This is a genomic window from Chryseobacterium pennipullorum (genome assembly GCF_003384725.1).
Lineage (GTDB): Bacteria > Bacteroidota > Bacteroidia > Flavobacteriales > Weeksellaceae > Chryseobacterium > Chryseobacterium pennipullorum.
In genome coordinates this window covers 43,769-70,738 of record NZ_QNVV01000023.1, presented here as the reverse complement: position 1 = coordinate 70,738, position 26,970 = coordinate 43,769, and the positions used below count along the sequence as shown (strand labels likewise).

30 protein-coding genes and 2 tRNA genes are annotated in these 26,970 nt (G+C 38.0%); 12 read left to right on the top strand and 20 right to left on the bottom strand.

All coding sequences use genetic code 11. The features are described from left to right. Positions 1 to 95: 95 nt before the first annotated feature. The 5 genes from DRF67_RS19305 to DRF67_RS19285 form a co-directional block, all read right to left on the bottom strand. On the bottom strand, positions 96 to 593 hold the full coding sequence (locus DRF67_RS19305; RefSeq protein WP_115929938.1) for a hypothetical protein: 498 nt from the start codon (positions 591 to 593) through the stop codon (positions 96 to 98). A gap of 4 nt (positions 594 to 597) precedes the next feature. Further along, the gene (locus DRF67_RS19300; RefSeq protein WP_115929937.1) at positions 598 to 2,805 is read right to left on the bottom strand and encodes a cysteine peptidase family C39 domain-containing protein; all 2,208 of its coding nucleotides are present in this window, start codon (positions 2,803 to 2,805) and stop codon (positions 598 to 600) included. A gap of 152 nt (positions 2,806 to 2,957) precedes the next feature. Further along, positions 2,958 to 3,032, bottom strand: a tRNA-Val gene (locus tag DRF67_RS19295). A 33-nt stretch (positions 3,033 to 3,065) separates the two neighbouring features. Then, positions 3,066 to 3,140 (bottom strand) — tRNA-Val (locus tag DRF67_RS19290). 42 nt (positions 3,141 to 3,182) lie between these two features. Beyond that, entirely contained in the window at positions 3,183 to 4,427 is a 1,245-nt protein-coding gene (locus DRF67_RS19285; RefSeq protein ID WP_115929936.1) for a bifunctional folylpolyglutamate synthase/dihydrofolate synthase, read from the bottom strand. A gap of 182 nt (positions 4,428 to 4,609) precedes the next feature. Here DRF67_RS19285 and DRF67_RS19280 point away from each other — a divergent pair, with 182 nt between their 5' ends. Genes DRF67_RS19280 through DRF67_RS19260 form a run of 5 tightly spaced genes read left to right on the top strand, consistent with a single transcriptional unit; the run spans position 4,610 to position 8,832 of the window. Continuing rightward, positions 4,610 to 5,953 (top strand): TolC family protein, encoded by a 1,344-nt coding sequence (locus DRF67_RS19280; protein WP_115929935.1) that lies wholly within the window; start codon positions 4,610 to 4,612, stop codon positions 5,951 to 5,953. Position 5,954: 1 nt separating this feature from the next. Beyond that, positions 5,955 to 6,545, top strand: coding sequence for a SprT-like domain-containing protein (locus tag DRF67_RS19275; RefSeq protein WP_115929934.1), 591 nt, complete (start codon positions 5,955 to 5,957; stop codon positions 6,543 to 6,545). Between the two features lie 2 nt (positions 6,546 to 6,547). Further along, positions 6,548 to 7,630 carry a mannose-1-phosphate guanylyltransferase gene (locus tag DRF67_RS19270; RefSeq protein ID WP_228435861.1) on the top strand — a complete coding sequence of 361 codons (1,083 nt, stop codon included), beginning with the start codon at positions 6,548 to 6,550 and terminating at the stop codon, positions 7,628 to 7,630. Between the two features lie 34 nt (positions 7,631 to 7,664). Beyond that, positions 7,665 to 8,327: a hypothetical protein gene (locus DRF67_RS19265; protein ID WP_115929933.1), complete on the top strand. Its 663-nt coding sequence runs from the start codon at positions 7,665 to 7,667 to the stop codon at positions 8,325 to 8,327. Then, entirely contained in the window at positions 8,296 to 8,832 is a 537-nt protein-coding gene (locus DRF67_RS19260; RefSeq protein WP_115929932.1) for a GNAT family N-acetyltransferase, read from the top strand. The genes DRF67_RS19265 and DRF67_RS19260 overlap by 32 nt, the downstream gene beginning before the upstream one ends. A gap of 77 nt (positions 8,833 to 8,909) precedes the next feature. On the opposite strand, the gene bcp is transcribed toward DRF67_RS19260, so the two are convergent. Next, positions 8,910 to 9,359 (bottom strand): thioredoxin-dependent thiol peroxidase, encoded by a 450-nt coding sequence (gene bcp, locus DRF67_RS19255; protein WP_115929931.1) that lies wholly within the window; start codon positions 9,357 to 9,359, stop codon positions 8,910 to 8,912. Between the two features lie 33 nt (positions 9,360 to 9,392). On the opposite strand from bcp, the gene DRF67_RS19250 reads away from it, so the two are divergent. Continuing rightward, a complete protein-coding gene (locus tag DRF67_RS19250; RefSeq protein ID WP_115929930.1) occupies positions 9,393 to 10,013 on the top strand; it encodes an endonuclease III domain-containing protein in 621 nt (206 codons plus the stop codon). Positions 10,014 to 10,218: 205 nt separating this feature from the next. Here DRF67_RS19250 and DRF67_RS19245 read toward each other — a convergent pair whose 3' ends face one another. Next, positions 10,219 to 10,665, bottom strand: coding sequence for a DinB family protein (locus DRF67_RS19245; protein WP_115929929.1), 447 nt, complete (start codon positions 10,663 to 10,665; stop codon positions 10,219 to 10,221). A gap of 82 nt (positions 10,666 to 10,747) precedes the next feature. After that, positions 10,748 to 12,544 (bottom strand): DUF885 domain-containing protein, encoded by a 1,797-nt coding sequence (locus DRF67_RS19240; RefSeq protein ID WP_115929928.1) that lies wholly within the window; start codon positions 12,542 to 12,544, stop codon positions 10,748 to 10,750. A gap of 169 nt (positions 12,545 to 12,713) precedes the next feature. Between DRF67_RS19240 and DRF67_RS19235 the strand changes: the two genes are divergently transcribed. The 4 genes from DRF67_RS19235 to DRF67_RS19220 all read left to right on the top strand — a co-directional run bounded on the left by DRF67_RS19235 (position 12,714) and on the right by DRF67_RS19220 (position 15,467). After that, positions 12,714 to 13,175: a hypothetical protein gene (locus DRF67_RS19235; protein WP_115929927.1), complete on the top strand. Its 462-nt coding sequence runs from the start codon at positions 12,714 to 12,716 to the stop codon at positions 13,173 to 13,175. A 170-nt stretch (positions 13,176 to 13,345) separates the two neighbouring features. Beyond that, complete coding sequence (locus DRF67_RS19230) at positions 13,346 to 14,050, top strand: MotA/TolQ/ExbB proton channel family protein (protein ID WP_115929926.1); 705 nt, start codon at positions 13,346 to 13,348, stop codon at positions 14,048 to 14,050. 95 nt (positions 14,051 to 14,145) lie between these two features. Further along, complete coding sequence (locus DRF67_RS19225; RefSeq protein WP_115929925.1) at positions 14,146 to 14,544, top strand: ExbD/TolR family protein; 399 nt, start codon at positions 14,146 to 14,148, stop codon at positions 14,542 to 14,544. Between the two features lie 38 nt (positions 14,545 to 14,582). Further along, positions 14,583 to 15,467, top strand: a complete 885-nt coding sequence (locus DRF67_RS19220; RefSeq protein ID WP_115929924.1) for a ferric siderophore ABC transporter substrate-binding protein — start codon at positions 14,583 to 14,585, stop codon at positions 15,465 to 15,467. A 15-nt stretch (positions 15,468 to 15,482) separates the two neighbouring features. Here DRF67_RS19220 and DRF67_RS19215 read toward each other — a convergent pair whose 3' ends face one another. From DRF67_RS19215 to DRF67_RS19170, 10 genes are all read right to left on the bottom strand, one after another. Beyond that, positions 15,483 to 15,875 (bottom strand): hypothetical protein, encoded by a 393-nt coding sequence (locus DRF67_RS19215; protein ID WP_115929923.1) that lies wholly within the window; start codon positions 15,873 to 15,875, stop codon positions 15,483 to 15,485. A gap of 68 nt (positions 15,876 to 15,943) precedes the next feature. Beyond that, the gene (locus tag DRF67_RS19210) at positions 15,944 to 16,315 is read right to left on the bottom strand and encodes a four helix bundle protein (RefSeq protein ID WP_115929922.1); all 372 of its coding nucleotides are present in this window, start codon (positions 16,313 to 16,315) and stop codon (positions 15,944 to 15,946) included. 53 nt (positions 16,316 to 16,368) lie between these two features. After that, on the bottom strand, positions 16,369 to 17,772 hold the full coding sequence (locus DRF67_RS19205; protein ID WP_115929921.1) for a nucleoside recognition domain-containing protein: 1,404 nt from the start codon (positions 17,770 to 17,772) through the stop codon (positions 16,369 to 16,371). A gap of 300 nt (positions 17,773 to 18,072) precedes the next feature. Beyond that, entirely contained in the window at positions 18,073 to 18,582 is a 510-nt protein-coding gene (locus DRF67_RS19200) for a DUF6973 domain-containing protein (protein WP_115929920.1), read from the bottom strand. A gap of 54 nt (positions 18,583 to 18,636) precedes the next feature. Further along, a complete protein-coding gene (gene accD / locus DRF67_RS19195; protein ID WP_115929919.1) occupies positions 18,637 to 19,491 on the bottom strand; it encodes an acetyl-CoA carboxylase, carboxyltransferase subunit beta in 855 nt (284 codons plus the stop codon). A gap of 83 nt (positions 19,492 to 19,574) precedes the next feature. Further along, on the bottom strand, positions 19,575 to 20,645 hold the full coding sequence (fbaA, locus tag DRF67_RS19190; protein ID WP_115929918.1) for a class II fructose-bisphosphate aldolase: 1,071 nt from the start codon (positions 20,643 to 20,645) through the stop codon (positions 19,575 to 19,577). A gap of 70 nt (positions 20,646 to 20,715) precedes the next feature. After that, the gene (locus DRF67_RS19185) at positions 20,716 to 21,582 is read right to left on the bottom strand and encodes an NAD kinase (protein WP_115929917.1); all 867 of its coding nucleotides are present in this window, start codon (positions 21,580 to 21,582) and stop codon (positions 20,716 to 20,718) included. Positions 21,583 to 21,584: 2 nt separating this feature from the next. Continuing rightward, the gene (locus DRF67_RS19180) at positions 21,585 to 22,238 is read right to left on the bottom strand and encodes a CBS domain-containing protein (protein WP_115929916.1); all 654 of its coding nucleotides are present in this window, start codon (positions 22,236 to 22,238) and stop codon (positions 21,585 to 21,587) included. Between the two features lie 187 nt (positions 22,239 to 22,425). Continuing rightward, a complete protein-coding gene (locus tag DRF67_RS19175) occupies positions 22,426 to 22,956 on the bottom strand; it encodes an RNA methyltransferase (protein WP_115929915.1) in 531 nt (176 codons plus the stop codon). A 5-nt stretch (positions 22,957 to 22,961) separates the two neighbouring features. Further along, positions 22,962 to 23,582: a toxin-antitoxin system YwqK family antitoxin gene (locus DRF67_RS19170; RefSeq protein WP_115929914.1), complete on the bottom strand. Its 621-nt coding sequence runs from the start codon at positions 23,580 to 23,582 to the stop codon at positions 22,962 to 22,964. A 55-nt stretch (positions 23,583 to 23,637) separates the two neighbouring features. On the opposite strand from DRF67_RS19170, the gene DRF67_RS19165 reads away from it, so the two are divergent. Further along, on the top strand, positions 23,638 to 24,237 hold the full coding sequence (locus DRF67_RS19165; RefSeq protein WP_115929913.1) for a hypothetical protein: 600 nt from the start codon (positions 23,638 to 23,640) through the stop codon (positions 24,235 to 24,237). A 13-nt stretch (positions 24,238 to 24,250) separates the two neighbouring features. Here DRF67_RS19165 and DRF67_RS19160 read toward each other — a convergent pair whose 3' ends face one another. Continuing rightward, positions 24,251 to 25,129, bottom strand: a complete 879-nt coding sequence (locus DRF67_RS19160) for a bestrophin family protein (RefSeq protein ID WP_115929912.1) — start codon at positions 25,127 to 25,129, stop codon at positions 24,251 to 24,253. 243 nt (positions 25,130 to 25,372) lie between these two features. Between DRF67_RS19160 and DRF67_RS19155 the strand changes: the two genes are divergently transcribed. Continuing rightward, complete coding sequence (locus DRF67_RS19155; RefSeq protein ID WP_115929911.1) at positions 25,373 to 26,251, top strand: cupin-like domain-containing protein; 879 nt, start codon at positions 25,373 to 25,375, stop codon at positions 26,249 to 26,251. Positions 26,252 to 26,404: 153 nt separating this feature from the next. On the opposite strand, the gene DRF67_RS19150 is transcribed toward DRF67_RS19155, so the two are convergent. Continuing rightward, entirely contained in the window at positions 26,405 to 26,935 is a 531-nt protein-coding gene (locus DRF67_RS19150; RefSeq protein WP_115929910.1) for a GNAT family N-acetyltransferase, read from the bottom strand. Positions 26,936 to 26,970 lie beyond the last annotated feature (35 nt).

Genomic DNA, 26,970 nt, shown 5'->3' with positions numbered 1-26,970 from the left:
TTGTACTCAACCAATTTATGCTTATTTTTGAAAAAAGGCTCAGATTATAAAATCTAAGCCCTAACTTTTTAACTTACACACTTTACGGGATAGTGTCAATTTAAGATCTTATAAGAAGTATAATCCTTAATAGTTTTTAGCTCATAAAATTCTTGTTTATCAGCATCTATAATTCTGATATTATCTAAAGGAACATTTTGACAGTGGATAAAATTAATGAATTTCCAACTATTAAATTTGCCTTTCACAATGATATCAAATCCTTTTTCTACTTCTATTGAGCTGTACCATTCCCAATCTCTAAGTCGTTGATAATCATCAATACTTGAATTAACACTGTACAAAAATTCATCATATTTCTTATCATTATCATCCAATTGCTTTATCTTGTTTACTATACCTTGTGGTAGTAATTGTTCCCATTTTGGGTCTTCATCACTTAAGGTCTTATTTTTTAAGATTGTTAAAACTGCATTCTTAAAATTGTCTAATACTTCTTTTGACTGGGCTATATTTCTCACTCTAACAATCTGATAACCTTTTAAAGGTTTCTCTCCTTTTGTGTTATATTGTATGTTTCCTTGTTCTGTCATCACTTTATTTTTTAATAATTACGGCTTTTTTGTTAAATATCTTCTCAAAGTCTTCTATCTTCATAGAATAAAAAGCTCCTTGATTCATAGGTAAAGGGTCACGTAAAAATACCTGTCCTCCTTCCACTTTTTCCAATACTACAGCATGACCTTTAAACTCTGCTGTACCAATACTTACTACTGCTTTGTCTCCATCTTCTAGCTTTTCTAAAAGCTTGGTGAATTTAATGTCTCCTTCAGCAAGAGCAACTATTTCATCTAGGTAGCTGTTATATAATGCATCTGGAATATCTAAAATAGAAGCACCATTTTTATCTGTGTTCAAAGCCCTTGCAAGATATTCTTCACTTTTAACGATGCCCCTGTCATCCAATACCATTCTTAAAGAAGTTGAAGCACAGGTATAATCTGTTGATTGTCCAAAGATCTTAACTTCACTTATCCATCTTTCTATCTTAATTCCTGCATTTTCAGCAAAAGATTTGGTTGCATCACCACCTCCTTTCTGAAGTTTTCTTCCTCTGATGATTACTTCCTCTAAATCATGCAGTTCATCAGCTAGTTCCTCTGCTTTAGCACCATTCTTAGCTCCTTGTAATAATTCTTCAATGAATCTGGTAAAGCCAGCAAACCCTTTAGCACAAGCCTTTCCAAATCTAATAATAAATCTTGAAAGAAAAACCAGTAAATCTGTGATTCCTAATGTGGCTACAGAAACAGTTTCCCTTGCCAAAACCTTTAATAGGCTTGCTGCTTTTTGTACATAAGTCGCTCCTTTTATAACATTCCCTGCACCCTCTGTAAAGATAAGTAGCAGAATGTTAATTAATAGTTCAAAGGCAAAAATGCCTATATAAAAAGCCACTGTATAACGAGAAACATTCCCAAAATATTCTTTCATTTTATCCAATAGTCCTTCCATATCAGATCTTGAAATATTTCCACTGGCTTTGAATAGGTCTTTAACTCCCTGCAAAAACTTAGGAACATTCTCTGTTACCCAATCCAGTACATCCTCTGCTTTTTCCATTAAATCTCTTCTTTCAAGATATTGCTGATAAGAAAAAGCTGTTGTAGGTTGCAAAAGAAACTCTAAAATATAAAGTAAACATTGGATGAGGCTGATAAGCCCACTATTAACACCACAATAGAAAGCATTGGCTAATTTAAGAACCTCTATTCCTTGTTTTACCATTTCACCAAGATCATCTACTACATTGGCAAGAAAGGATTTAATATCATTAATGACCTCTGTAATCTTGTTAATCAGCTTTTTAAGAGCATCAGGAAGGTGACCTATAGAAGCTTCTTTAATTTTATTTGCTGCCTGTTTCACCATAGCCCATACCTTTGAAAAAGCAACTTGTGCCCCCTGAACAAAAGGATTGTCTCCCAAGTTTTCAAAGAACTGTGCAGCCTTATTTATATTGACAGACACAACCCCACCTCCTATAATAGGGACTAATGGAGAATAATCTTTAGCTTCGGGATTATAATTTTTTTCAGTAGGCTTAAAGACCTCTAACTTTTCAGCACACCATCCAACAGCATCAGCAGGAATAGAAGAAATGTTACCTATAATCTCTTCAAATCTTCTGTCTCCTGTATAAAACTGATACTCTCTCATTAAAGCCTGGTGAACAAGATTGGCATCTATTTTATCCCTCTCAAAAGTATAAGCCAACTGTCTTAGATAGGCAGCTTCATCTTCCATGGAGGTGATATTCCTAAAAAACTGACCATTTACATTAGAGGGCAATGGTTCTGGAAATTTCTTAAAGAGTTGCACAAAGTAATCACCCATTTTGGCAATATAAAAGTCGCCTGAAAAGTTTGATTTGTTAGGATTAGGTTTCTCATAGAACAGAAATAAAGCCTGTTTCTTTCTGGCATTAGCCTGATAGCTCCCATATACTTGTGAACCAGTTTCACAAGGCAGAACTTGCGCATAATATTCATATCCTTTTTCTCCTGTATTATCTACTCCTGTAGAGGGGAAAACTGAAGATATAGGATTGTCTGTAAGGTAAGAATACCCGATGGGTGTATTTCTGTAATCATGGAAAGGGCTTCTATACTCAGGAGAATTATCTTTGTTGATTACAGTATTTTCAAAGGCCGTATTCTCCATAAACTCCTTTTTTAAGTCTTTTATGGAAGTGATTTCGAGCTCTGATAAATAGTCACCCCATTCATCATTAAATTGTTTCATATTCTGAATTTGTTTTGGTTTCGAAGCAAAACTACATCAGGGGTACGCCAGAAATTGACGCGTTAAATTTTGATTTATAGAATTAAAAGAATGGATCTAATGGATGGCAGTATAAAGCAAAAAAAATCTCCCAATTTCTTGAGAGATTTTTGTGGGTCCTGAGGGATTCGAACCCCCGACCCTCTGGGTGTAAACCAGATGCTCTGAACCAACTGAGCTAAGAACCCGAATTTTTTTGAAAGGTTTCGTTTCCTTTTCTGTGGGTCCTGAGGGATTCGAACCCCCGACCCTCTGGGTGTAAACCAGATGCTCTGAACCAACTGAGCTAAGAACCCTCTAGACTTGTTCTCTTGTTTAGAGTGGTGCAAATATACGACTTATTCGGTAATCTCCAAATTTTTTTCTAAAAATTCTCCAACAATAAAGTTGCTTCCGCCGATAAAAATCATTTCTTCATTTGTACACCGTTCTTTTGCAGAGAGATACGCTTCCTGGACCGAATTAAAAATTTTATAAAAAATTTTCGCCTCTTGAAGTAAGTTTTCATAATCTTCAGGATGCCTTCCCCTGCTGATCGCTGGTTTGGCAAAATAAAACTCAGAATTTTCAGGAAGCAAAGCCATTACTTCATCTATTTTTTTGTCATTCACAAACCCCAAAATGACATGCTTGTGCCGGTCAATCGAGTTTAACTGCGAAAATACATACTCAAGCCCGGCCTGGTTATGTCCGGTATCACAGATGGTAAGCGGGTCTTTTGAAAACTCAAACCAGCGGCCTATGAATCCTGTACTCTCATGAACATGCAGTAAGCCTTTTTCCAGATTCTGATCAGAAATACGGATCTGCAGCTTTTTTAACTCCTCCACAATGGCCAGAACGACACGGATATTTTTCTGCTGGTAATTCCCTTTTAAATCTGAAGAAAGGATAGTATGAATAACGGTAGCATCTATAAACGGTGCCTTTTCTTTGGCTGCTTTTTCTCTGATAATATTCCTGACTATCTCATCTTCATCACCGCAAATAATGGGGATGTTGTTTTTGATAATTCCTGCTTTTTCAATCGCAATCTCTTCAATGGTGTCACCGAGGATATTCTGATGATCCAGCTGAACATTGGTAATTGCAGATACCAAAGGAGTGATAATGTTTGTGGAATCCAGTCTTCCACCTAATCCAACTTCAATAATTGCAAAATCTACCTGCTGTTGATAGAAGTACTCGAAGGCCATGATGGTGGTGAACTCAAAAAATGAAGGACGTATGTCCTCAGGAAGATTTTTCAGCTTCTGAATAAAGTCAAAAACAAACTCTTTGCTGCAGTTTTTTCCATTGATCTTGATTCGCTCAGTGAAATCAATAAGGTGTGGAGAATTGTACAGGCCTGTTCTATAACCTGCCTCCTGAAGAACAGAAGCCAGCATATTGCTGGAAGAACCCTTGCCATTGGTGCCACCAATATGAATGCATTTTATTTTTTCCTGAGGGTTTCCAAAGAAGGCACAGAGTCTCGTGATATTGTCAAGACCCGGCTTGTACGCCTTCTGACCGTCAATCTGATAGTTAGGCATCTGTACGAAAAGCCAGTCTATCGCTTCCTGATAGTGTTCATTTGTCATGCTGCAAAATTCACAAAAGTTTTTTTAAAATAAAATATTAATTTTCAATCTGTAACTTTTTTAAATTTAACTCGTCTAATATTGAAAAATCTTAATATGAAATCGCCGCGATTTGTGAACACAAATACTGATGGGGATGATGCGGTTCCATATGACCAATAAAAACAAATAAACATTTATATATGAAAAAAGTTTGGATCATCGTTTTTGGATTAGGTTGTCTGGGTTTAAATGCCCAGAAGAAATGGTCCTTAAAAGAATGTGTAAGCTATGCAGTAGAGCATAATCTTCAGGTTATCCAAAATCAATATACAAAACAATCTCAGGATTTCAACCTTAAAATGGCCAGAAAGGAATATCTTCCTACGGTATCAGGAAGTGTGTCCAACACTGTGAGTTTTGGGCAGACCTCTTTCGGAACTGGAAGTTTAAGGAATGACAGATTCAGTAACAGCTCAAACCTCGGAGCAGATATCGTTATTTACAACAATGGAAGGCTTGATAAAAATATAAGAAAAGTTCAGTTTGATGTAGAAGCCAGCCAATACGATATTGAGACCATCAAAAATGATATTTCACTGCAGATTGCCCAGCAGTACCTTACAGCACTCCTCAACAAGGAGATCGTAAAAATTTCTCAAAGTGCGGTAGAGAATGCTCAAAAGCAGTTTGACAGAGCCAAAATAACAACGCAGGTAGGAACTACTGCCCAAACCGTACTGGCAGAGGCAGAAGCCGCTCTGGCAAGAGAAAAACAAAATCTGAAAACAGCTGAAATCAATGTAGGGCGGGCTTTGTTTGCCATTGCCCAGCTATTGCAGCTTTCAGAGTATAAAGATTTTGATGTGGAAGACGTCATCGTTCCGGATGCTCTGGAAACACAACTGAAATCTGTAGATGAAGTGCTCAGTACGGCATATGAAATTCAACCTCAGATCAAAGCTGCAGAAAGCAGAATAAGATCAGCAGAAGCGCAGACCGAAGTTACTAAAACTAATTTTTGGCCTACATTGAGTGCAAGTGTTGGAATAGGAAGTTTTTATAATAACCTTTTGAATACGGATATTACAGGGTATGAGCTGGGAAGACCTGTATATGAAAAAGGGTTCTTCCAGCAATATAACGATAACTTCGGACAGCAGGCTGCATTGTCTCTCAGAATTCCTATCTTCAATAAAGGAATTACGAAGCTTCAGGTGGAGCAGTCCAGAGTCAACGAAAGTATGGCTAAAAATACCCTGGAGCAACAAAAACAGACGGTAAGACAGAATGTACAGAAAGCCCAGTTTGATGCTGATGCCAATTATGAAACGTATCTGGCAGCTGTAGAAGCTGAGAAAAGTACAAAGCTGGCCCTGGATTTTGCAGATAAAAGTTATGCAGCAGGGAGAACAACCATTTATGATGTAAACGTGGCAAGAAATAATTACGCCAATGCACAGGGGTCTGTAGCCCAGGCAAAATATAATTATCTTTTCAGTCTTAAATTATTGAATTTCTATGCAGGAATTCCATTAAGTTTGTAAAATGTCAATCCAATCGTTAGAGAAATATTTACCTCAAAATACACTTAAATACTTAAGAATTTGGTTTTCAGAGTATTATATTCATATAAAAGTAACGAGAAACAGGAATTCTAAACTGGGAGATTATAGAAAGCTTCCGGACCATTCACATGAAATTACGGTAAACTCTACGCTTACCCCGCAGCTTTTTTTCTTTGTACTTACGCACGAACTGGCCCATTTAATTGCCTTTGAAAAGTATGGACGTAAAATTTCCCCTCATGGAAACGAATGGAAGGAAACCTTTAGAAAAATGCTTCTCGAAAGTCTTGATATCTATGATGAGGATCTGAAGCCTATTATTGTAAGGTTTTCAAAATCCCCCAAAGCCAATTTTATGGCCAGCCCCGATCTTGTGCGGTATTTTCATACTGAAAAACAGGATGATAGTCTGCTGTTTATTGAGGAGCTTCAGAAAGGGGATTTTTTTATATATCGCAACGAAAAGTATTTATTGGAAGGTCTGGTTAAAAAAAACTATCTTTGTAAGAACCTGGCTACTGGGCGGAAGTATTCTTTCAAACCATTAGCAAGGGTAGAAAAATGTAGCTAAGAATGTTAAAACCAGATAGATACTGTGTGATAATGGCAGGAGGAATCGGGAGCCGGTTCTGGCCGATGAGCACGCAGAAATTTCCGAAACAGTTTCAGGATATTTTAGGAACCGGCCGTACAATGATTCAGCAGACCTATGACAGAATCAGTAAGGTTATTCCTAAAGATCATATATTCGTCATTACGAATAAAGAATACGTAGCGCTTTCTCATCAGCAGCTTCCGGAAATCCCTGAAGAGAACATCGTGGGAGAACCCTTGATGAAAAATACAGCAGCATGTAATCTGTATATGGCGAATAAAATTGCAGAGATCAATCCTAATGCTACCATGATTGTTCTTCCGGCGGATCACCTGATCCTTAAGGAGAATGTCTTTCTGGAAAAAGTAGAGGTGGCGTTTGATCTTGCTTCAAAACATGAGTATCTGGTGACTCTGGGAATTACTCCTACAAGACCTGATACGGGATATGGATACATTCAGTTTGTAGAAAAAAAGGATTCAGAATACTTTAAAGTAAAAACATTTACAGAAAAACCGATCCTTGAAATTGCTCAAAGCTTTTTAGAGAGTGGGGATTTTCTGTGGAATGCCGGAATCTTTATCTGGAGTATTAAGAGTATACACCATGCCTTTGAACTTTATTTACCTGAAATGATGCAACATTTCATGGCCTGTGAGTACAATTCGGAAAAAGAAAACAACTGTATTGAGACCATTTACCCAAAGGTTCAGAAAATTTCCATTGATAACGGAATTCTGGAGAAGGCGAAAAACGTCTATGTAATTCCTTCAGACCTGGGCTGGAGTGATCTGGGTACCTGGACATCCGTCTACGAGAATACAGAAAAAGATAAAGACGGAAATGCGGTAAAACTAAAGCATTTGCTTACGTATAATGCGAAAGGAAATATCGTCCGTTTAAGAAACAATAATAAAGCGGTCATCATAGACGGCCTAGAAAATTATATTGTGGTAGACACGGATAAAGCTCTGCTTATCTGCCCGCGTGACAATGACCAGCTTATCAAGGATTATGTTCTTGATTTGAAAAACTTCAAGAAAGGAGAGAAGTTTATGTAAAACATTTGGTATATTTTCTGCTGATTTTTGACCTATGATTAGAATAGCCACCCAATTTATGATTCTTGCCTGCATTCTTTCAGGAGTGTTAGGGTATTCCCAGAAGAAGAAATTTTCGAGCATTCCGAATATTTTACAGCAGCTTGATCCCGATGAAAAAACTGATTCATGGGTTCTGGTCTACAACAATTATGGAAAAGGACAGGAGATCAAAACTTCCGGGAGCAAAATAAATTATACCCCGCAATTCAGTGGCTTTAATCTGTTTCCAAGCGAAGACAGCTTTTATTATATTGCGTACTCAGCCGGAGGTAAAATCGGATATGTGACGGATGTGGAGGGTTTAAAAGCATTTGTGGGAAAGATTGATAATGCTCAGGAAGCGGCTATTATTCTTGCTTCAGAGGGCTATATTGTGGATGAGGAATTCAAAGACCTCGCAGGAAATTATCATGAAGATGCATCCAGTTATTATCTGGATCTTGGGAAACTTACTTCAAAGGAGTGTCCTTATCAGAAAACACACTATACAATAACGGTAAATAAGTCGACAGGCGCTTTAACGAATGTTAAAGACAACGGCACCTATATAGAGCTTTACAATAAAAAATGTGCTAATAACCCAAGACTTTTAAAGATCGAAAAAAAGGAAGACCCAAACAAAGATGAGCCTAAAAAAACACCCAAACGCAGATAACACTTATGAGACTGAACGATTAATACTTCGTCCCATGTCTCCTGCAGAAGACAGAGATTTTATTTTTGAACTCTATAACAGACCTAAATTTGTTCAATATATCGGCAATCGTAATGTGAATTCCATTCAAGACGCTGAAAATTACATCCTGAACAGATTTGCTCCACAGATTGAAAGACTGGGATTTGGAAACTATCTTTTGGTAACTAAAGAGGGAAACGAAAAAGTAGGAGCAGTTGGAATCTTTGAAAGAGAAGGGCTTGATGTCGTAGATATCGGATATTCTTTACTGGAAGAGTATGAAGGAATGGGATATGCCTTCGAAGCGGCCAAAAAAGTAAAATCCATTGGGATGGATGAATTTGGATTACCGAAAATTTCTGCTATCGTATCAAAAGATAATCTGCCATCGCAGAAACTGATAGAGAAGCTGGGGCTTAAATTCCAGAAATATGTAACTCTTCCTGGTGAGGAAGAAGAGTTGTTGTACTACGAAACAGAATGACAAAAGATTACACAAAAAATGTATTTACAAATAGAATATAATTTGTAAATACATTAATGTTATAGTCTGTCAAAAGGTTATCCTTCTAGAATCTGTTCTGCAGCAGTTTTTGAGGTCACCTTATCAATTACTCTTGTGCATACTCCGTTTTCATCAAAAATAAAGGATGTTCTCACGATTCCCATATACGTTTTTCCAAAAGTTTTTTTCTCTTGCCAAACTCCGAATTTCTCAATAATATCACGGTTCTCATCGGCAATCAGATCATAAGGAAATGCAAACTTACTGTGGAAGTTTTTCTGCTTTTTTACCGTATCGCCACTTATTCCCAGTAGCTGAAACCCAGCTTTCTTAAGCCTGGAATAATTATCACTAAGGTTACATGCTTCCACCGTACAGGTTGGCGTATTCGCTTGAGGATAGAAAAAAACAACCAGTTTTTTTCCGGTTAATTTTGATGAGGTTATTGTCTCTCCGTCTTGATTGAGTCCTTCAAATTCAGGTAATTTGTCTCCAACTTTCAGCATAATGATTTAATTTTGTCCAAATTTAAGGCTTACATGACAAAAAAACAAAGAGCTGAGCTCGTTCAGAGAGAACTGGATGTATTATACCCTACAACACCTATTCCGTTGGATCATACCGATCCCTATACACTTATGGTTGCAGTAGCGCTTTCTGCGCAGACAACAGATAAAAAGGTAAACCAGGTAACTCCTGATCTTTTTGCGGTGGCAGGAACGCCGCAGAGAATGGCCAAGCTGGAAGAATTTGAAATTAAAGAACTGATTAAAGAAATAGGACTTTCCAATACCAAAGCCAAAAACTTAAAGAGAATGGCCGAACTTTTACTGGAAAGACATAACGGTATTGTTCCACAGACATACGAAGAACTTGAGGCGCTTCCGGGCGTAGGGCACAAAACGGCTTCCGTGGTGATGAGCCAGGGTTTTGGGTTTCCTGCTTTTCCCGTGGACACCCATATCCACCGTCTGATGACACAGTGGAAGCTTACTTCAGGAAAAAACGTAGTGGAAACAGAACGTGACGCTAAAAGCCTGTTCCCTGAAGAAGTATGGAATAAACTTCATCTTCAGATCATCTTCTACGGCAGAGAGTATTCTCCCGCAAGAGGCAAGGGAGAGAAGGATTTTATTACTAAAATGATGTTTGAGAAATAGGGCTTTGTAAATTAACGCTAAGCCCGCCAAGGTTTTATAAAAAATGATATCAAAGGAGCTCGTAAGGGCACTTCGTTCAGCCAAGACAAAGTTTCCTTGCTAAGTGAAACGCCCTTGCGAACTGGAAAATAAAACGCAACAAAATATTGCTCTGTGAATGTTCCGTTTACCTTAATTGACATGCAGTTTGGTAAGTTAATGGCGTTTAAATGTCCAACAGTCTTCTGTGATAATTGATCTGGCCAAGATGATAGTCCAGATGAGCAATAAGATGAATTAAGAAGTAATCCGTAGTCATTTTGTTTTCGAAAACAACCAAAGGGTATTCTTTTTTAAGATCTTCTTCAGATAATTGGGGCAGCACGAAGTCTATCATTGCTGTTGTAGCCTCAACTTTTTCAATAAGTTCAACTCTTGAAACATCTTTTAATGAAAACTCCAGATCCCGCTGGCGTACATAGCCTGTATTTCCAAGCTGAGCACCGATGAAGTGATTAAGGTTACCAACTAAATGTAGACATAGGTTACCTGCAGAATTCAGAATGTTTTTATCGATTTTCCAAAGATTTTCTTCATTTTGATACGCTTCTATCTCTGTTTTCAGTTTGTTTAAATCTCTGCTGTAAAGAGATCTGAGACTTTCTGTAATCATGTTTTTATTTTTAATAAGGATTCATTTTTTTTTGAATAAGAGCGACATGAAAAAGGTACTGTTTTTTCAGCACCTTTTGTTTTTATTTTTGTTTTTTCGCCCAAAGCTCCATCTTTCTGTTCAGCACGTCCAGAGGAAGGCATCCCTGGCTCAGTACTTCATCATGGAAGCTTGCCAGATTAAACTTCTTGCCCAGTTCTTTCTGATACTGCTCTCTCAGTTCACGGATTCTTAGAGATCCTATTTTGTATCCTAAGGCCTGTCCCGGCATAGCCATATATCTTTCCACTTCTGCAATGGCAGCTCCTTCATCATAAGAAATATTGCTCAGGAAGTATTTGATAGCGTCTTCACGTGACATTTTTCCAGTATGAAGACCCGTATCTACTACCAGTCTTACTGCTCTTAGCATCTGGTCGCTTAGGTATCCCATTTTTTGATAAGGATCTGTGTATAGCCCAAACTCAGGGCCCAACGTCTCACAGTAATGAGCCCATCCTTCGCCATAAGCACCAAACCATCCGAATCTCATGAATTTCGGAAGCTTCGTATTTTCCTGCTGTAAAGAAACCTGATAATGGTGTCCCGGAATAGCTTCATGTAAAAACAGAGATTCCATACCTGAAGTTACATTGAACTTGGCAGGATCCGGAAGCGGAACGTAAAATATTCCCGGTCTCTTTCCATCCGGAGTTCCGGGGATATATTCGGCACTGGCACTTGCCTCTCTGAATTTTTCCGTCTGTCTGATTTCGAATTTGGTTTTCGGGGTTACGTTAAACATTGTTTTCAGCTTTGGAGTGATTTTCGTAAGGATGCTGTTGAATCCGTTAAGAACCTCCTTAGCACTTGTATAGGTCATAGCTTTTGGGTCGGTTTTCACGAAAGTGATAAACTCTTCCAGACTACCATTAAAACCTACTTGCTGCTTTACTTTTTCCATTTCTGCACGAAGCATAGCCACCTGTTGCTGCCCGATTTTGTTGATCTCTTCAGGAGATTTTTTGGTTGTAGTCCAGGTTTTTACATAGTAAGCGTAGATCTCATTTCCATTGGGAAGACTGTTGTATCCGTCGGTATCTCTTGCCTTAGGCAGGTATTCTTTTTCCAGGAAAGTCCCCATTTTGGTGTAAGCAGGTATGATCTTTTTGGTAATAGCATCTTTATAAAGTCCTGTGAATTTATCTTTCTGGGCCTGGGTAAAACTTTTGGGGAAATTTTTCACCGGGCCGTAGAAGATATTCTTTTCCATATCCGTGGTAACAATTTCTTCAGCTTTCATCTGTGGGATCATTTTGATCACCAGCTTTTTAGGGAGAACAACCTTATTGTTGATCCCCTCGCGGAAGTTATCTGCAGCGGCATTCATCCAGTCCGGAAATTTTTCCATTCTTTTGAGCCAGTCGCTGTAATCTTTTTCAGTTTTGAAAGGCTGGCTCCCCTGTCCGCTTCCGTACAGTGGAAAATTAAGCGGAAGTCCTCCAAACTGGGTAAAAGGAATATATTCCGGGTGATATACGTAAGCTTCGATCTTATCTTTTAAAGAATAATCCAGGACGTCATAGACTACTTTGTCTTCATCAGAAAGCGCTTTATAATCCACATGATCCAGCTGTTTCTGTACGGAGTTGTAAAAAGCAATTTCTCCTGAGATGAAATCTTTATCTATATTGATCGGGAGCTGGTCATTATAACGTGGATCTCCCTGTGAAGTTGCCTCTAAGGGATAGAGTTTAAGATACTGCTCATAATAATTGGATGCGATGGAATCCAGATTGGAAGGGGTGACTTTCGTGAGGGGAGAGTCAGACTTTCTGCATGATGCAAGCCCTATAATCAGCCCCAGCCCTAAAATACTTTTTGAAACAATACTTTTCATTTTCAGAATCTTTATACAGCAAAAGTAAGTATTATTGGGCGATCAGGAATAATCATGTGAAAAGGATTTTAAAAAATAATTTTCAAAATCCTTTTCACATTGAATCAATTTTTTATCTTTGTCTAAAACGTTTAACAATCATATTATTACAGTTCTTTTTTAAGGAAAAATGAAAGGGATTTTAAAAATTTACCATCCGGACGAAACGCTAAAATACAATATCAGAAATACTTATTGTAAAGCCGTCTACAGCAACCAGCAACATTTTTTAGAGGTTGAAATTATAACGGATGACAGCTTGGATCATGTAGATGATGATTCATTACAGTACAACTTTCCGCAGCTTTCACTGGAGATTTTCGATTTCCCTATCGAATCTCCGGAAATAGAGGGCAAACCCATTATAATCAGTGATTCTGATGAAGATACCTATACAGAAGTAGACCTGTTCGATGACGAAGAGGCTTACCTGTATGATAACGAGCTTCTTTTTGAAAAAAATGAAGAGGGAGAACTTCAGGTCATTTGGAAAGGGACCATTGATGATTTCTATACAGGGTCTGATACACCGATTCCTTTTAGATTAAAGTGCGAATTCAAGCAGGATGATATTGTGGTAGACGAAGATTGACGTCTTCCTGCCTTATTTGATGTTAAATTTCTTTTCAGATTATTTTTGAAAAGAAATTTGCCGTTGGTGAATCATAACAAAATTTAAGTTGTTTTTAAGCAATTTTTAAGAGAGCAATTCATAATATTCCACTACATTTGTCGTTGAAACTTTAATAAAATTCACATTTAATGCTGTTAACGGAACTTTCTCAGATTTTATTTGCACAAATTGCTACCCCTGCAGTCGCTACAGACCATTTAGAATTTTCATTCTGGAAAATCATGTTCCATGGAGGCGCTTTCGCTAAAATAGTGATGGTGACTGTCCTGCTGTTGGGAATATTTTCTCTGTATCTGTTTTTTGAAAGATTTTTCTTTATCAAGAGACAGACCTCAAAGACGGATTCCAATTTTATGAACAATATTGAAGACTTCATTAAAGAAGGAAAGATAGAAGCAGCAGCAGATTACTGCAAAACTCAGAATTCACCTGAGGGAAGGATTCTGGAAAAAGGAATTTCAAGATTGGGACGTCCCGTATCCGATATTGTAAGTGCAATGGAGTCTCAGGCGCAGGTAGAGGTGGCCAATATGGAAAAGAACCTTAACCTCCTGGCAGTAGTACCCAGTATTGCGCCAATGTTAGGACTATTAGGAACTGTAATCGGGATGATTATTGCTTTCTTTAATTTAGCTAATGCAACGGGTTCTTTCTCTCCAAAGACACTTTCGGAAGGTATTTATACTGCTTTGGGTCAGACGGCAGTAGGTTTGGCCGTGGCAATTCCTGCTAACTTTTGTTACAATATCCTGCTGACCAGAATTGATAAATTTGTCCTGAAAGCTCAGAATATGTCCGGTGAATTTTTGGACCTTATCAATAAACCTTTATAAATCTTTCTTATGAAATCGCTGTAACATAAGTTTCAGGGAACTCAAACGATAAAATGAGCGATTCCATCTGACCTTAAAAATATCAGAATAAACAGATGAAAATTCAGAGAAGAAATAAAGCAAATCCGGAATTCAGTTTAGCAGCGATGACAGACGTTATCCTGTTGATGCTGATCTTCTTTATGATTACATCTTCTGCCGCTAACCAAAGTGCCATTGATGTAAATCTTCCGAAGGCTGGGACTACTGAGGACAATATTCCTAACCCACTAACGGTAAGTATCAAACCGGACGGAACGTATTTTGTAGATGATAATCCGGTCAACAGAGCAGAACTGGAACAGATGATTGTTGATAAGCTGGCCAATCAGACCAATCGATCATTTACCATCAGAGCAGACGAAAATACCATGCATAAAGACGTTGTTTTCGTTATGGAGATTGCTGAAAAACATAAGTTTAACATTGCTATTGCAACAGTTAAAGATAAATAACAAATCCGGATGGCCGGAAAGAACCATTATTATTGAAGATGAGAAGCTATACAGCAAATAAAAACGAAGAAAACCGGGATAGGATAAAAAGCGCTTTGCTTTCTGTTCTGGTATGGTCTGCCGTTTTGCTTTTTGTTTTTTTATATAAATTAAAACCGGAGCTGGATCAGGAACCGGAAGCTGTGACAACCATGCTGGTCAACTTTGGAGACAACAGAAACGGCGATGGGATAGAGGAACCTGCGGAGCAACCGGGAAGTTTAGCCGCAGTGACGGAGGAAGTGACTCCCGAGCCTGCAGAAACACCAGTACCGGAAACAAAAACCGTAGTAAAACCTGAACCGGCACCCGAGCCTAAAAAAACAGAAGTTAAAGAAAAGGTAATTACAGGAAACAGCTCAAAAAATACAGTTGCCAAAAAAGAAGAATCAAAAAAAACAGTTAAAAAAGAGGCAACAAGCAGCAGTGCTTCCAAGAATACTAAAAAGTCAGGAGCTACAACAGCGAATTCAAAAACCGGAAACGGTGACGGAAAAGGAAATGCTGCGATTGGAAATCTTATTAAAGGAAGAGGAACCAAAGCCGGAAGCCAGGGAACCGGGACCGGAATAGGAAATGCAGGAGACCCTTTAGGTGGAGACGGAAACGGAGATAGTAAAGTAGGGATCGACAGAAAACTGGTAGGCTATATTCCCGGAACCATGGGACGGGGAGGTGCGCAGCCATCTCATAGCTGTACAGCCAGTGGATCTATAACCATTGCCTATACGGTAGATAAAGCAGGAAATGTAGTGTCTGCAAGAAGAGCAGGAGGGGTTTCAGATCCTTGTGTATCATCTACATCTGTAACCTGGGTAAAGAAATACGTAAAAGCAGAGAAAGCCAGTACTTCTTCCACAGGAACGTATAAAATTACCTTCTAACAATACAAAAGCACTTTATTCAAGTGCTTTTTTTAATTCATTTATTCTATTGATTATGGGAAGAGCAAAAATACCACTGGTCTGAAGATACAGCTCGTAAAATGTCTTTGCCTTATCCTGGAAGTCTTTATTCTTATCTTCACGACTCTTAAAATAAAAAAGATTGCCCAGCATTTCATAATAATCTTTATGGTCTCTTTCCTGTCTTTCGTTGACAAGGCTGATCATTTCTTCTTTGGTCATGGAAGATACTTCCGTAAAATCCATTTTGAAGATATCCCTCATTAAAGTATCAAAATCCAGCTCCTTCTGCATTAAACTTTCTTCCGGTTTATCCAGAATAAGTTTCTCCAGGGCTTGTGTTAATTGACGAATGAGTCTAAGTGTGAATTCTTTATCTGTTATCATAATGGTAATTTTGTTGCTAGTTGCTAGTTGCTAGTTGCTAGTTGCTAGTTGCTAGTTGCTAGTTGGGTTTATGTTCGCCAGTTTAACTGGACGTATTTTATAAAGTTATTGATTTTTCCACCCAAGAGTTTGTATTGTTCTGATTTTTCTTTAAAGTCTGAATTTGAATTTAGCTCCGGATAAAGCCTGGTTATTTTAGATAGGTGGCATACCGTTTCGTCGCAGCTTGCCTGAGAATAGGTAAGGAATCTAATGAAGTCACCTTTGTAGCTGTTTCTTCCATATCCCTCTGCAATATTTGTGACAATTGAATCCGCTGATCGTCTTAATTGGCTGCCCAGTTCGTATAATTCATAGTTCGGTAGTTTGAGCGACAATTTATGCGTTTCAATAAACAACTCAAAAGCGATATTATAAATGTCAAGTTTTTCGTAACTCATTAATATTTCTTTTTAACGATTAAAAAACTAGCAACTGCCAACATGTAACTTTATTAAGCAAAAAACAAATAAGCCAGAGCAATTGAAGTAATTACCCCCACCAAATCGGCCAAAAGCATTGCAATTACCGTATATCTGGTATTCTTTACTGCAACAGCGCCGAAGTAAACTGCAATCACATAAAACGTCGTATCTGAGCTTCCTTGAAGGACTGCGGCCAGTTTACCCTGGAAGCTGTCTGCTCCAAATGTGGCCATCGTATCCACCATCATTCCTCTTGCTCCGGAGCCAGATAAAGGTTTAATCAAAGCTGTAGGAAGTCCGTCAACGAATCTCGGGTCAAGGTTGGCCACATTAGCGACCCATTTCATTCCGTCAATGATCACATCAAATACACCAGAAGTTCTTAACAAAGAAATGGCGATAAGCATTCCCACCAAATAAGGAATAATCTTGACACAGGTAGTAAAACCTTCTTTAGCCCCTTCAATAAAGGCATCAAAAACATTGATCTTTTTGTAAACGGCTCCGAGCACAATGGCAAGGAAAATAAAAAGAATAAGTCCGTTGCTCAGTACTTTACTGAAATCATCAAGCCCTTCTTTGCTCAGCTGCACCAAATAAACGACCAATAGCCCTATGATCACTGAGATTCCGCCAACATAGGCAATCACAACAGGGCGAAGAAGATTAATCTTTTGATAAAGAGAAACGATAATCATGGCCGCTAATGTGGCGGCAAATGTGGCGATCATACAGGGAAGGAAGATATCAGTAGGTGTTTTGGAGCCCATGGAGGCCCTTATAGCAATGATGGAGACCGGAATGAGGGTCATGCCTCCGGCATGGAGACAGAGAAACATGATCTGGGAATTGCTGGCGGTATCTTTGTTGGGATTTAAAGTCTGGAGACTCTCCATTGCTTTTAATCCGAAAGGAGTAGCAGCATTATCCAATCCAAGAAGGTTAGCACTGAAATTCATCAACATATGGCCGAAAGCCGGATGGTTTTTAGGAATTTCAGGAAATAATTTTGAAAAAAAAGGTTGAATAAAGCGGCTTAACAGATTGATTCCACCTGCTTTTTCTGCAATACTCATGAACCCCATAAACAAGGTCATGATCCCAATAAGACCCAGACAGATCTTCACTGCCGTTTCTGAAGTTCCGATGACGCCATCAGCCTCCTGCACGCGATATATTTTTACATTTTGTTTTAAAGAATCTGTTGTATAATGAATCCTGCTGTCGGTGAAGTCATTTTTTTTCATCAGGTTGTCTTTCACGAGAGGTGAGACTGTAGCTATGGACTGTGATGCAATCTGTACTGTATCACCTCCTTTTCCTACCACCATATCGTTGAAAATGGTTTTGTAGTGCGTTGATGAAATATATTTTATACTGGCAATGGCAATGGCAATGATAATGAATGCCGACCAAATTCTGCTGAGAACCATCCGATTGATTTAATTGTTTAAACTTATCAAAAATACTTTAAACGACAAAAATAACTAAAGTCTTTTGTTATTCTGTTGTGAAATAGAGCCGCTATTGATGGTTTCAGATTTTAAACCTATTTTAACGCAGTGTACGCAAAGGTTTTTAATCATGAAGTTTGATTTTTTTCGTTCGCGAAGGCGTTAGCACTAAGCAAAGGATTATACGTTGCTGAATGAAATGCCCTTGCGACCGAAATATGCATTAAGTTTATATTTTCTTTGCGAACGAACCTTAGCGTTTAAAATAAAATGATTTATTTAGTCTTCCAAATAAACAAGATATCCTTCAAAATCATCATCCAGATTCTTCAGCACTTTGGCATCATCCATTTTTTTGATTAATGCATCTATAAAAAAGCTTTTTTCGAAGAATTGTCGGTGAATTCCAGGTAAGAGTTCCATGAAATAATCCATTCCGATCTTGTTGTTATGAAGATCCATTTTGGTTTCCAGAGGTTTGTTTGGAAATAGCTCTTCATGCAGATCGGTGATTCTTTTGCAGAAATCCAATGCTTTCTCAGGAGACGAGACCTTAGAGCAGTACATCATAATGAAGCAACACCATAACGCATGTCTGAAAGCATTTCCGATGCCGTTATTGGATGCGGTTTTGGGAAATTTTTTCTGTGCTATTGTAAATGCTTTTACTGTAGCGTGAAAGCTTAATAGGGAAAAGAGAGGATGGGGAAGGACAAGCGATAAAAGACGCATAATCTTTTTAAAGCTCATACTCCGGATGGTGTTGAAAAATATCTTAAAAGTCCTCATAAATAAAAATCTCTCCCCAATTAGAGAGAGATTGTATTGTTTTTGTTACACATACTATGCTTTTACAGCTAACAAATTAACAGTTTTAGCAATAGTATCCTGAATTTCAGTTCTTTTTACGATGAAATCGACAAATCCTTTTTCCTGTAAGAATTCTGATGTCTGGAATCCTTCCGGTAAGTCTCTACCAATGGTTTCACGGATCACTCTTGGCCCTGCAAAACCGATCAGCGCTCCTGGTTCTGCCATGATGATGTCTGCTGTCATGGCAAAAGAAGCGGTGATTCCCCCAAAAGTAGGGTCACAAAGGTAAGCGATATACAGAAGGCCGGCTTCTGAAAGCTGGGCAAGCTTAGCCTGTACTTTGGCCAGCTGCATCAGTGAGTATGTTGCTTCCTGCATTCTTGCACCTCCAGACTGGCAGATGATCATATAAGGAAGTTTGTGCTGGATACAATAATCCACTGCTCTCCTGATCTTTTCTCCCATTACAGATCCTAAGGATCCTCCGATAAAAGCAAAATCCATACATGAAACCACCATTTCAGTACCTTTTACGGTTCCTACTGCATTTCTGATGGAATCTGTCAGCTTTGTTTTTGCTTTCACTTCTTTCAAACGGTCTTTATAAGGCTTTGTATCTTTGAAGTTTAAGATATCAATACTTTCAACATTGGCATCCAGTTCGGTGAATTTACCGCCGTCAAAAAGGATGTCAAAGAATTCCGCACTTCCTATTCTTACATGAAATCCATCTTCAGGAGAAACATAGTTATTTCTCTTTAGTTCATCATGTTCCACCACTTTTCCGGATGGAGTCTGATGCCACAGGCCTTTGGGAACGTCCTTTTTCTCATCAGTAGAGGTGGTAATGTTTTTTGCTTTTCTTTTAAACCAGTCGAATGCCATTTTCTTTGTATTAATGTACGATGTATAATGTAAAATGTATAAAGTATAGATTTATGCTTTATACATTTACTTTTTACAAATTTTTATTTTAAAGTATTTACGTTATTTAAATCTTCAAATGCTTTCACCAATCTTGAAGAGAACGTTTCTTCGCCTTTTCTTACCCAAACTCTTGGATCATAGAATTTTTTGTTTGGCTTTTCTTCTCCTTCAGGGTTTCCGATCTGAGCTCTTAAATAATCAATATTGTTCACCATATAGTCTCTCACTCCTTCTGTGTATGCGAACTGAAGATCTGTATCAATATTCATCTTGATCACTCCATAGTCGATTGCTTCTCTGATCTCTTCCAAAGTAGATCCTGAACCTCCGTGGAATACAAAGTTCACAGGTTTCGGAGCTGTTCCGAATTTCTCCTGAACATATTTCTGGGAATTGTCAAGAATTTTTGGAGTAAGCACTACGTTTCCTGGTTTGTAAACTCCATGTACGTTACCGAAAGCGGCAGCGATGGTGAAATTATCAGAAATAGCTTTTAATTTTTCGTATGTATATGCTACATCTTCAGGCTGAGTATATAGCTTTGAGTTATCAACGTCTGAGTTGTCAACACCGTCTTCTTCACCTCCTGTTACTCCGATTTCTACCTCAAGAGTCATCTGAAGTTTATCCATTCTTTCGAAATACTGAGCTGAAATTTCAATATTTTCTTCAAGTGGCTCTTCAGAAAGGTCTAACATATGAGAAGAGTAAAGAGATTTTCCTGTCTGCTTGAAGAATTCTTCGTTAGCATCCATCAGTCCGTCGATCCATGGAAGTAATTTCTTTGCACAGTGGTCTGTGTGTAGAATTACTGTTGCTCCGTAAGCTTCTGCAAGAGTATGAATGTGTTTGGCTCCTGCGATAGCTCCAAGAATTGCAGACTTCTGTCCGTCATTGCTTAATCCTTTCCCTGCATTGAAAGCAGCTCCACCGTTTGAAAACTGGATAATAACAGGAGAATTTAATTTCGCTGCAGTTTCCATTGTAGCGTTTACGTTGCTTGATCCAATTACGTTTACTGCCGGTAATGCAAATTTATTTTCTTTAGCATACTGAAAAATATCAGTAACTAGCTGACCTGTGGCAACTCCTGCCGGAAAAATTCTGCTCATGTTTTACTTTTTATTATAAATTTATTAGGTGTTTTAATTTCGTGTAAAGGTAATCATTTTTAAGAAATCACTAATTTCTTTTATCTCTTCCCCAAAGAAGCTTCTGGCGAATGGTTTCGTAGAAACTTAAACTGTTGGGCTGTACCAGAAGAAGCTGAAATGCAGCCTTCCTGATAATGATTTCCTTATCTGTCTCAATGTGTATCAATCTGGAGTCCAAGGAAAGAGAATACTGAGGAACTCTGCTTTCTACCTTGAATTTTATTTCTACCTTATCGTTCACTACCAGCGGTCTCACATTCAGATTGTGGGGAGCGATAGGCGTGATGACGAAGTTTTCGTTATTGGGTGAGATGATAGGTCCGCCACAGCTCAGGGAGTAGGCGGTAGAGCCGGTTGGTGTTGATATGATCACTCCGTCACCCCAGAAGACATTCAGAAATTCCCCATTAATGTAAGAATCTACTGTAATCATCGAGGTGGTTTCTTTTCTGGAAACCGTGACATCATTCAAGGCATAAGGGAAGGCGTCTTCCAGTTTTGGGGAAACGACTTCAATAACGGAACGGCGGCTTGTTTTTACATCTCCTTTTAAAATAGCATCCAGTTCTTTAAAGGCTTCCTCTTTTGTAAAGAATGCTAAGAACCCCAGTCTTCCTGTATTGACACCCACTACCGGGATTTCAAGATCTTCGATAAACGTTAAAGAGTTGACAATCGTTCCGTCGCCTCCAAAAGTGAAAAACAGGTCTACCTCCTTATCCAGAAGATCCTGTTTACAGTTGAAGGTGTCGAAAATTTTCGAAAACTGAAGTGCTTCAGCCATTTCATCATACAGAACAGATTTTACACCTCTGCTTTCCAGCTCAGAGATAAACTTACTTAAATATAAAAAAGTATCAAGATCTTTTTTCTGAGAATATATGGCTGCCTTCATTATTATATTTCTATGAATTTTTGGAAAAAACCAAATCGGTCTTTAAACAGATCGGATTTCTCATCAGAATAGTATTTTTCAACAATTCTGTAGTCGTACCGGTCAAAAGTAGAGTCTATTGAGGCCAGATTTTCATTGCTGATCTTTATCGTAATATGGATCACCTCATCCGACATAAAGCTGATGAAGCCTCCATAGAATTTTGAGTTATTACTCTCCACTATATTGGCAATCTCCGTCATCGAGTATTTTCTGGCAGGCGTTTCTATGGTAAGAATAGCTCCGCTTTCCGAAAAAAGAGGATAACGGGAAAGATCCTGGAAAATATCTTCACAGGTAATATAGCCTAAATATTTTTCACCCTTATTAATTACTGGAATTACATTAGAACTGAACGTATAAAACAGGCGGATGCTGTCCATGATATTGCTGTCCTCCAGAATGGCAAACCGCTCGATCTGGTGCTCAAGATTCTTCAGTGTCCCAGCGTCTTCCTCATACAGAAAGTCTGCAGCTAGGGCTCCATAAAAATGATGGGATTTTTTGATGAAAATATGGGAATATCCAAAATCCTCTAACAAATTTCTAGCCGACTCTATTGAATCAGAAAGGCTAAAACACGGGAAGTCTTTTGAGATATAGTCCTTGATAAACATTGTGCTAATTTATAAAAAATTAAATGAATCTTTTTCTGAAAACCTGACTTTTTTTCGATTCCAGGGAAAAAATTGAGGTTAAAATTTGTTTGTAAAGAAAAAAAAAGTACCTTTGTCGCCTTTCATTTTTACTTTTTATTAGATTTATTTCAAACTGCACTGTCTATTAACGACATATGCAGTTTTTTTATTTTAGGGCTTTTGCAAACTCCCACATCACAATTCCACCACATACACTCACGTTGAGAGAATGCTTGGTACCGAGCTGCGGTATTTCCAGAAATACATCTATATCAGTAAGAACATCATCACTGATCCCCTCTACTTCATTTCCTAAGACCAATGCATATTTTTTAGACCGGTCAATCTCAAAATCTGTGATAAGCCTGCTATCGGTGGTCTGTTCAATTCCTATAATTTCATAATTTCTGTTTTTAAGGTCTGAGATCGCTGTTTTGGTATCTTCTTCATGAGACCAGTCTACACTTTCCGTTGCCCCTAATGCCGCTTTATGAATCTCCCGGTGCGGCGGCTGTGGTGTAATTCCACAAAGAATTATTTTTTCGATGAGAAAAGCATCTGCCGTTCTGAAGGCTGCACCTACATTATGCATGCTTCTTATATTGTCTAAAATAATGACTACAGGAATTTTCTCAACCTTTTTAAATGTTTCCACATCTATTCTGTTGAGTTCTTCCAATTTTAGTTTCTGTACCAATTGTTTTATTTTGTTGAGATTAATTTTCCGTCTTTATAGACCTCTGTTTTTTCTATGCTTCCGTCTTCGCGGTAATGAATTCTGTTTCCGTGACGCTTGTCATTTACCAACTCTGTTTCACGCTGTAATTTGCCGGATGGATAATAGTTTTTCCATTTTCCGGTGGCCAATCCATTATCATAGAACCCGATCTGCTTGATCGATTTTCCATCTTCATGAAATACCCTTGTTTCTCCATGAAGTTTGGTGAATTTGTAATGAGAGATCTCCTCTACCTTTCCCGAAGGATAATAGAAAGTCCCTGTAAAGCTGTTATCATAGATGTTTTTTTCACCATTCGTAAAAATTTCCCTTGACGAAAGTACTCCGTTTTTATCATAATACACCCATTCCTTTACCTTGTAATCTTTTTTGAATTCTCCCTTTGCATTTATTTTTCCGTTATCATGGTAAAAAATGGCATCACCGTCTTTTTTTCCTTTTCGCCATTCCACAACATTTTTTACCTGGCCGTTATCATAGAATTCTTTACAGGATCCTTCCTGCAATCCGTCTTTATATCCACAAGGCTTCTGCGCTGATAAGAGGACAGATGCAGAAAAAAAGAATAAGAACGTGTATTTCATAGCTATTTTTATTTCAAAAATACTAAAATACTTATATTTGACTCAAAAATATGCTATGAAAAAAATATTCACTTTATTCATGCTGATGTTTGCTTTTATACATTCTAATGCGCAAAACACTTATTATCCTCAAGCGTTTTTTGATAAAAAGATGGCTAGAGATATGCTTGGATTCGGAAATTCTACCATTGAAGGTGTGGCTTCTACAAAACAGAAAAATAATTGGGGTATCAAACCATTGTTGGGAGAAAAACATTATGCACCGAAAGGAACGGTGGTTATGCTTTTCCCAGTGACTCCTTACTTTCAGGAATTTTATGACATGCGAAGAAAGTATGAGAACAAAAAAACCACGGTTTATATGTCTGAAGAAGCCTTTAAATACAGAGTAGAAGCCTTAACAGATGACCACGGAAGGTTTAAATTCGAGAAACTGAAGCCGGGTAAATATTACCTGGAAACCATTATCAATTTTACTGCAACAGCAAGCTATCAGAAACAGACGGGCACCACAGATACTTATAATGGTATGGGAGGCTATCTGTATTCCACGCCTATTTATAATACCTTTTTCTATGGATATTCTGCAGCCAACAGGGAAAGCAAATTCGTAGAAATAAAACAGGACGGAGAACTTAAAGAAATCAAGCTTTAATAGCTTGATTTTTTTATTTCCTGTTCATAATCTGATGAACGTTTTTCTCAATATTCTGGGCCAAGGTTTCCATAGGGATATCATTTTCATCATTGTTGAAAGGGTCTTCAATCTCTTCAGCAATAAGTTCAAGACTCATCAGAACGTAATACACAAAAACGGTAAGCGGAATCATAAAGAGTCCAATGGTAATGACATAGGCAATGGGAAGAGCAAAAACGTACAGAATGATAAACTTCTTGATAAAAGAAGAGTAGGAATAAGGAATCGGGGTATTCTTGATTCTTTCGCAGCCGCCACATACATCCAGAAACCCTGATAGCTGAGTATCCAGATATAACATGTCAACTTCTGAAATTTTACCTTCTTTTTTGAGCTGGTTCAGCTTGTGGGTCAACAGGATGATTATTTCACTGGGACCATGATTTTTTAACGTTTCTTCAATTTCAGAGTAATCTTCATCCAAAGCCAGCCTTGTGGATTCCTTAGAAAGGTGCTTCGCTAAAAAATGAGGAAAAAATTTCAGATACCTCGCAATCTGCTCTGCATCCTGACGGTTATCCCCAAGCATCGTGTTAATTTTTATGGCAAAATTCCGGGTATCATTCACCAGTTTCCCCCATAGTTTTCTGCCTTCCCACCACCTGTCATAAGCAGTATTGGTTCTGAAAACCAGGAGCAGGGAAAGGACAAACCCCAGCAAAGAATGAATCATCCCCACATTACTGACGCCCGATTTTGAGGTAAGGTGAAGATACTCCACTTCCAGATACTCTATTCCCCAGGAATATAAGGCCACGAGAATCATGCTCGGAAAAAGAATTTTCAGAGTATCACTTTTGTGCAAACTGAATAGGATCTTAAGGAAATGTTTGGTATTGTAGACTCTCATAAACGCTCTTATTATTACAAATATAATTTTTTCATCTGAGCTCTGCTAATAAAGTAAGTAAGTCTGAAGCTGAAGAAGAGGTCTAAGTTTCCATAAAAATCTTCTTTATGGAATGTTGTATAGATGTTTGCAGACAAATCTTAACTTCCGGCATCGCTCTCTTCTATCTTCCAGCCCTTTTAATCTTAATTTTCTCAAGTTTCAAAAAAACATTATTTTTATTTCGCATTAAATACCAAATACATGATCCTCGAAAACGTAGATGTTGTCCATGATATCAGTAAAGAAGATTTTCAGAAAAACTATTTCAGAAAGCATAAGCCTCTTTTGATCAAAAATTTTGCAAGCCGATGGGAAGCCTTTGACAAATGGAATCTTGCGTATATCCGTGAAAGGGCGGGGGAACAGGAAGTACCTTTATATGATAACAAGCCTGCTGATTCTGCTAAAAGCTCGGATGCCCCGGTAACGCACATGAAAATGAAGGAATATATCGATACCATAAAAAGCAGGCCTTCAGATCTGAGAATTTTTTTCTATATCATCACAGATAAGCTTCCGGAGCTGCTGAAAAACTTCACCTATCCGGACTTGGGCATGAAATTCTTTAAAAGACTACCTACCTTATTTTTCGGAGGAAGCGAGGCACACGTTTTAATGCATTATGATGTAGACCTCGGTGACTTTATGCATATTCATTTTGAAGGTAAAAAGAGAATCCTCCTGTTTGATCAGGAACAATCCCCGTTTCTATATAAAGTTCCGTTATCGGTTCATACCATTTATGATCTGGATTACGAAAATCCGGATTACGAAAAATTTCCGGCCTTACGATATGCGAAAGGTTATGAAATCTTTATGGAACATGGTGACGCCCTTTTTATTCCAAGAGCCTTCTGGCATTTTAACCGATATCTTGAGCCTGGATTTTCTCTGTCATTGAGAGCCCTTCCCAATAAACCTGCAGTATTTGCCAACATGCTATATCATGTTTTCATAATGAGATATACAGATAAGATAATGCGTAGATTTTTTAAAGCCAAATGGGTGGATTATAAACAGAAATGGGCCTACAAAAAAAGTACGGAGGCATTGGAGAAGCACCTGAAAGAGGGGAGGTAGCTTTTTGGCTGGAAGATTGAAGATGGAAGTTATTGAGGTTGGGAAAGTATATTTCAACTTCCTTCATACTATTTTATTAATGATCTTCAGATGTTGATCGGCAAATAGTTGCTTCCAGCCTCGTTCTTCAGACTTTCAGCCTTAAACGGTATCTTATTTATTAACCAGCCCGAAGAGGGTTGCATCCACAAACTTTCCTTTCTCAAAAAAATAATCTTTCATGGTTCCTTCTTCCTGAAAATTTAAAGAAGTTAAAAGTTTTTCAGAAGAAATATTAGCAGGATCAATAAAAGCATCTACACGATGTAGTTGCATGCTCTCAAATCCGTAAGTCAGAATGGGAAGAATAGCTTCTTTCATATACCCTTTTCTCCAGAAGGGAGGATTAAGCTCATAGCCAATTTCGGCACGGAAATGTTCCGGATACCAATTGTGGTAACCACAGGTTCCTATGACCTTATTTTCACCTTTAAGTTCAAGCGCCCAGCGGAATCCTTTTCCTTTTTCAAATTCACCGTTGAAATGCTGAATGATATTTTCAGCATCTTCTGCTGTTTTAAATGTTTCCAGATCATAATACTCCATGACTTCATCCAGAGAAAAATACTCAAAAAGGTCTTGGGTATCTTGAGGGGTAAGTTGTCGTAAGATCAGTCTTTCGGTCTGTAAAACAGGAAATTCCATGAATATGATTTTAGGGTGAAAATACAATTATTTAT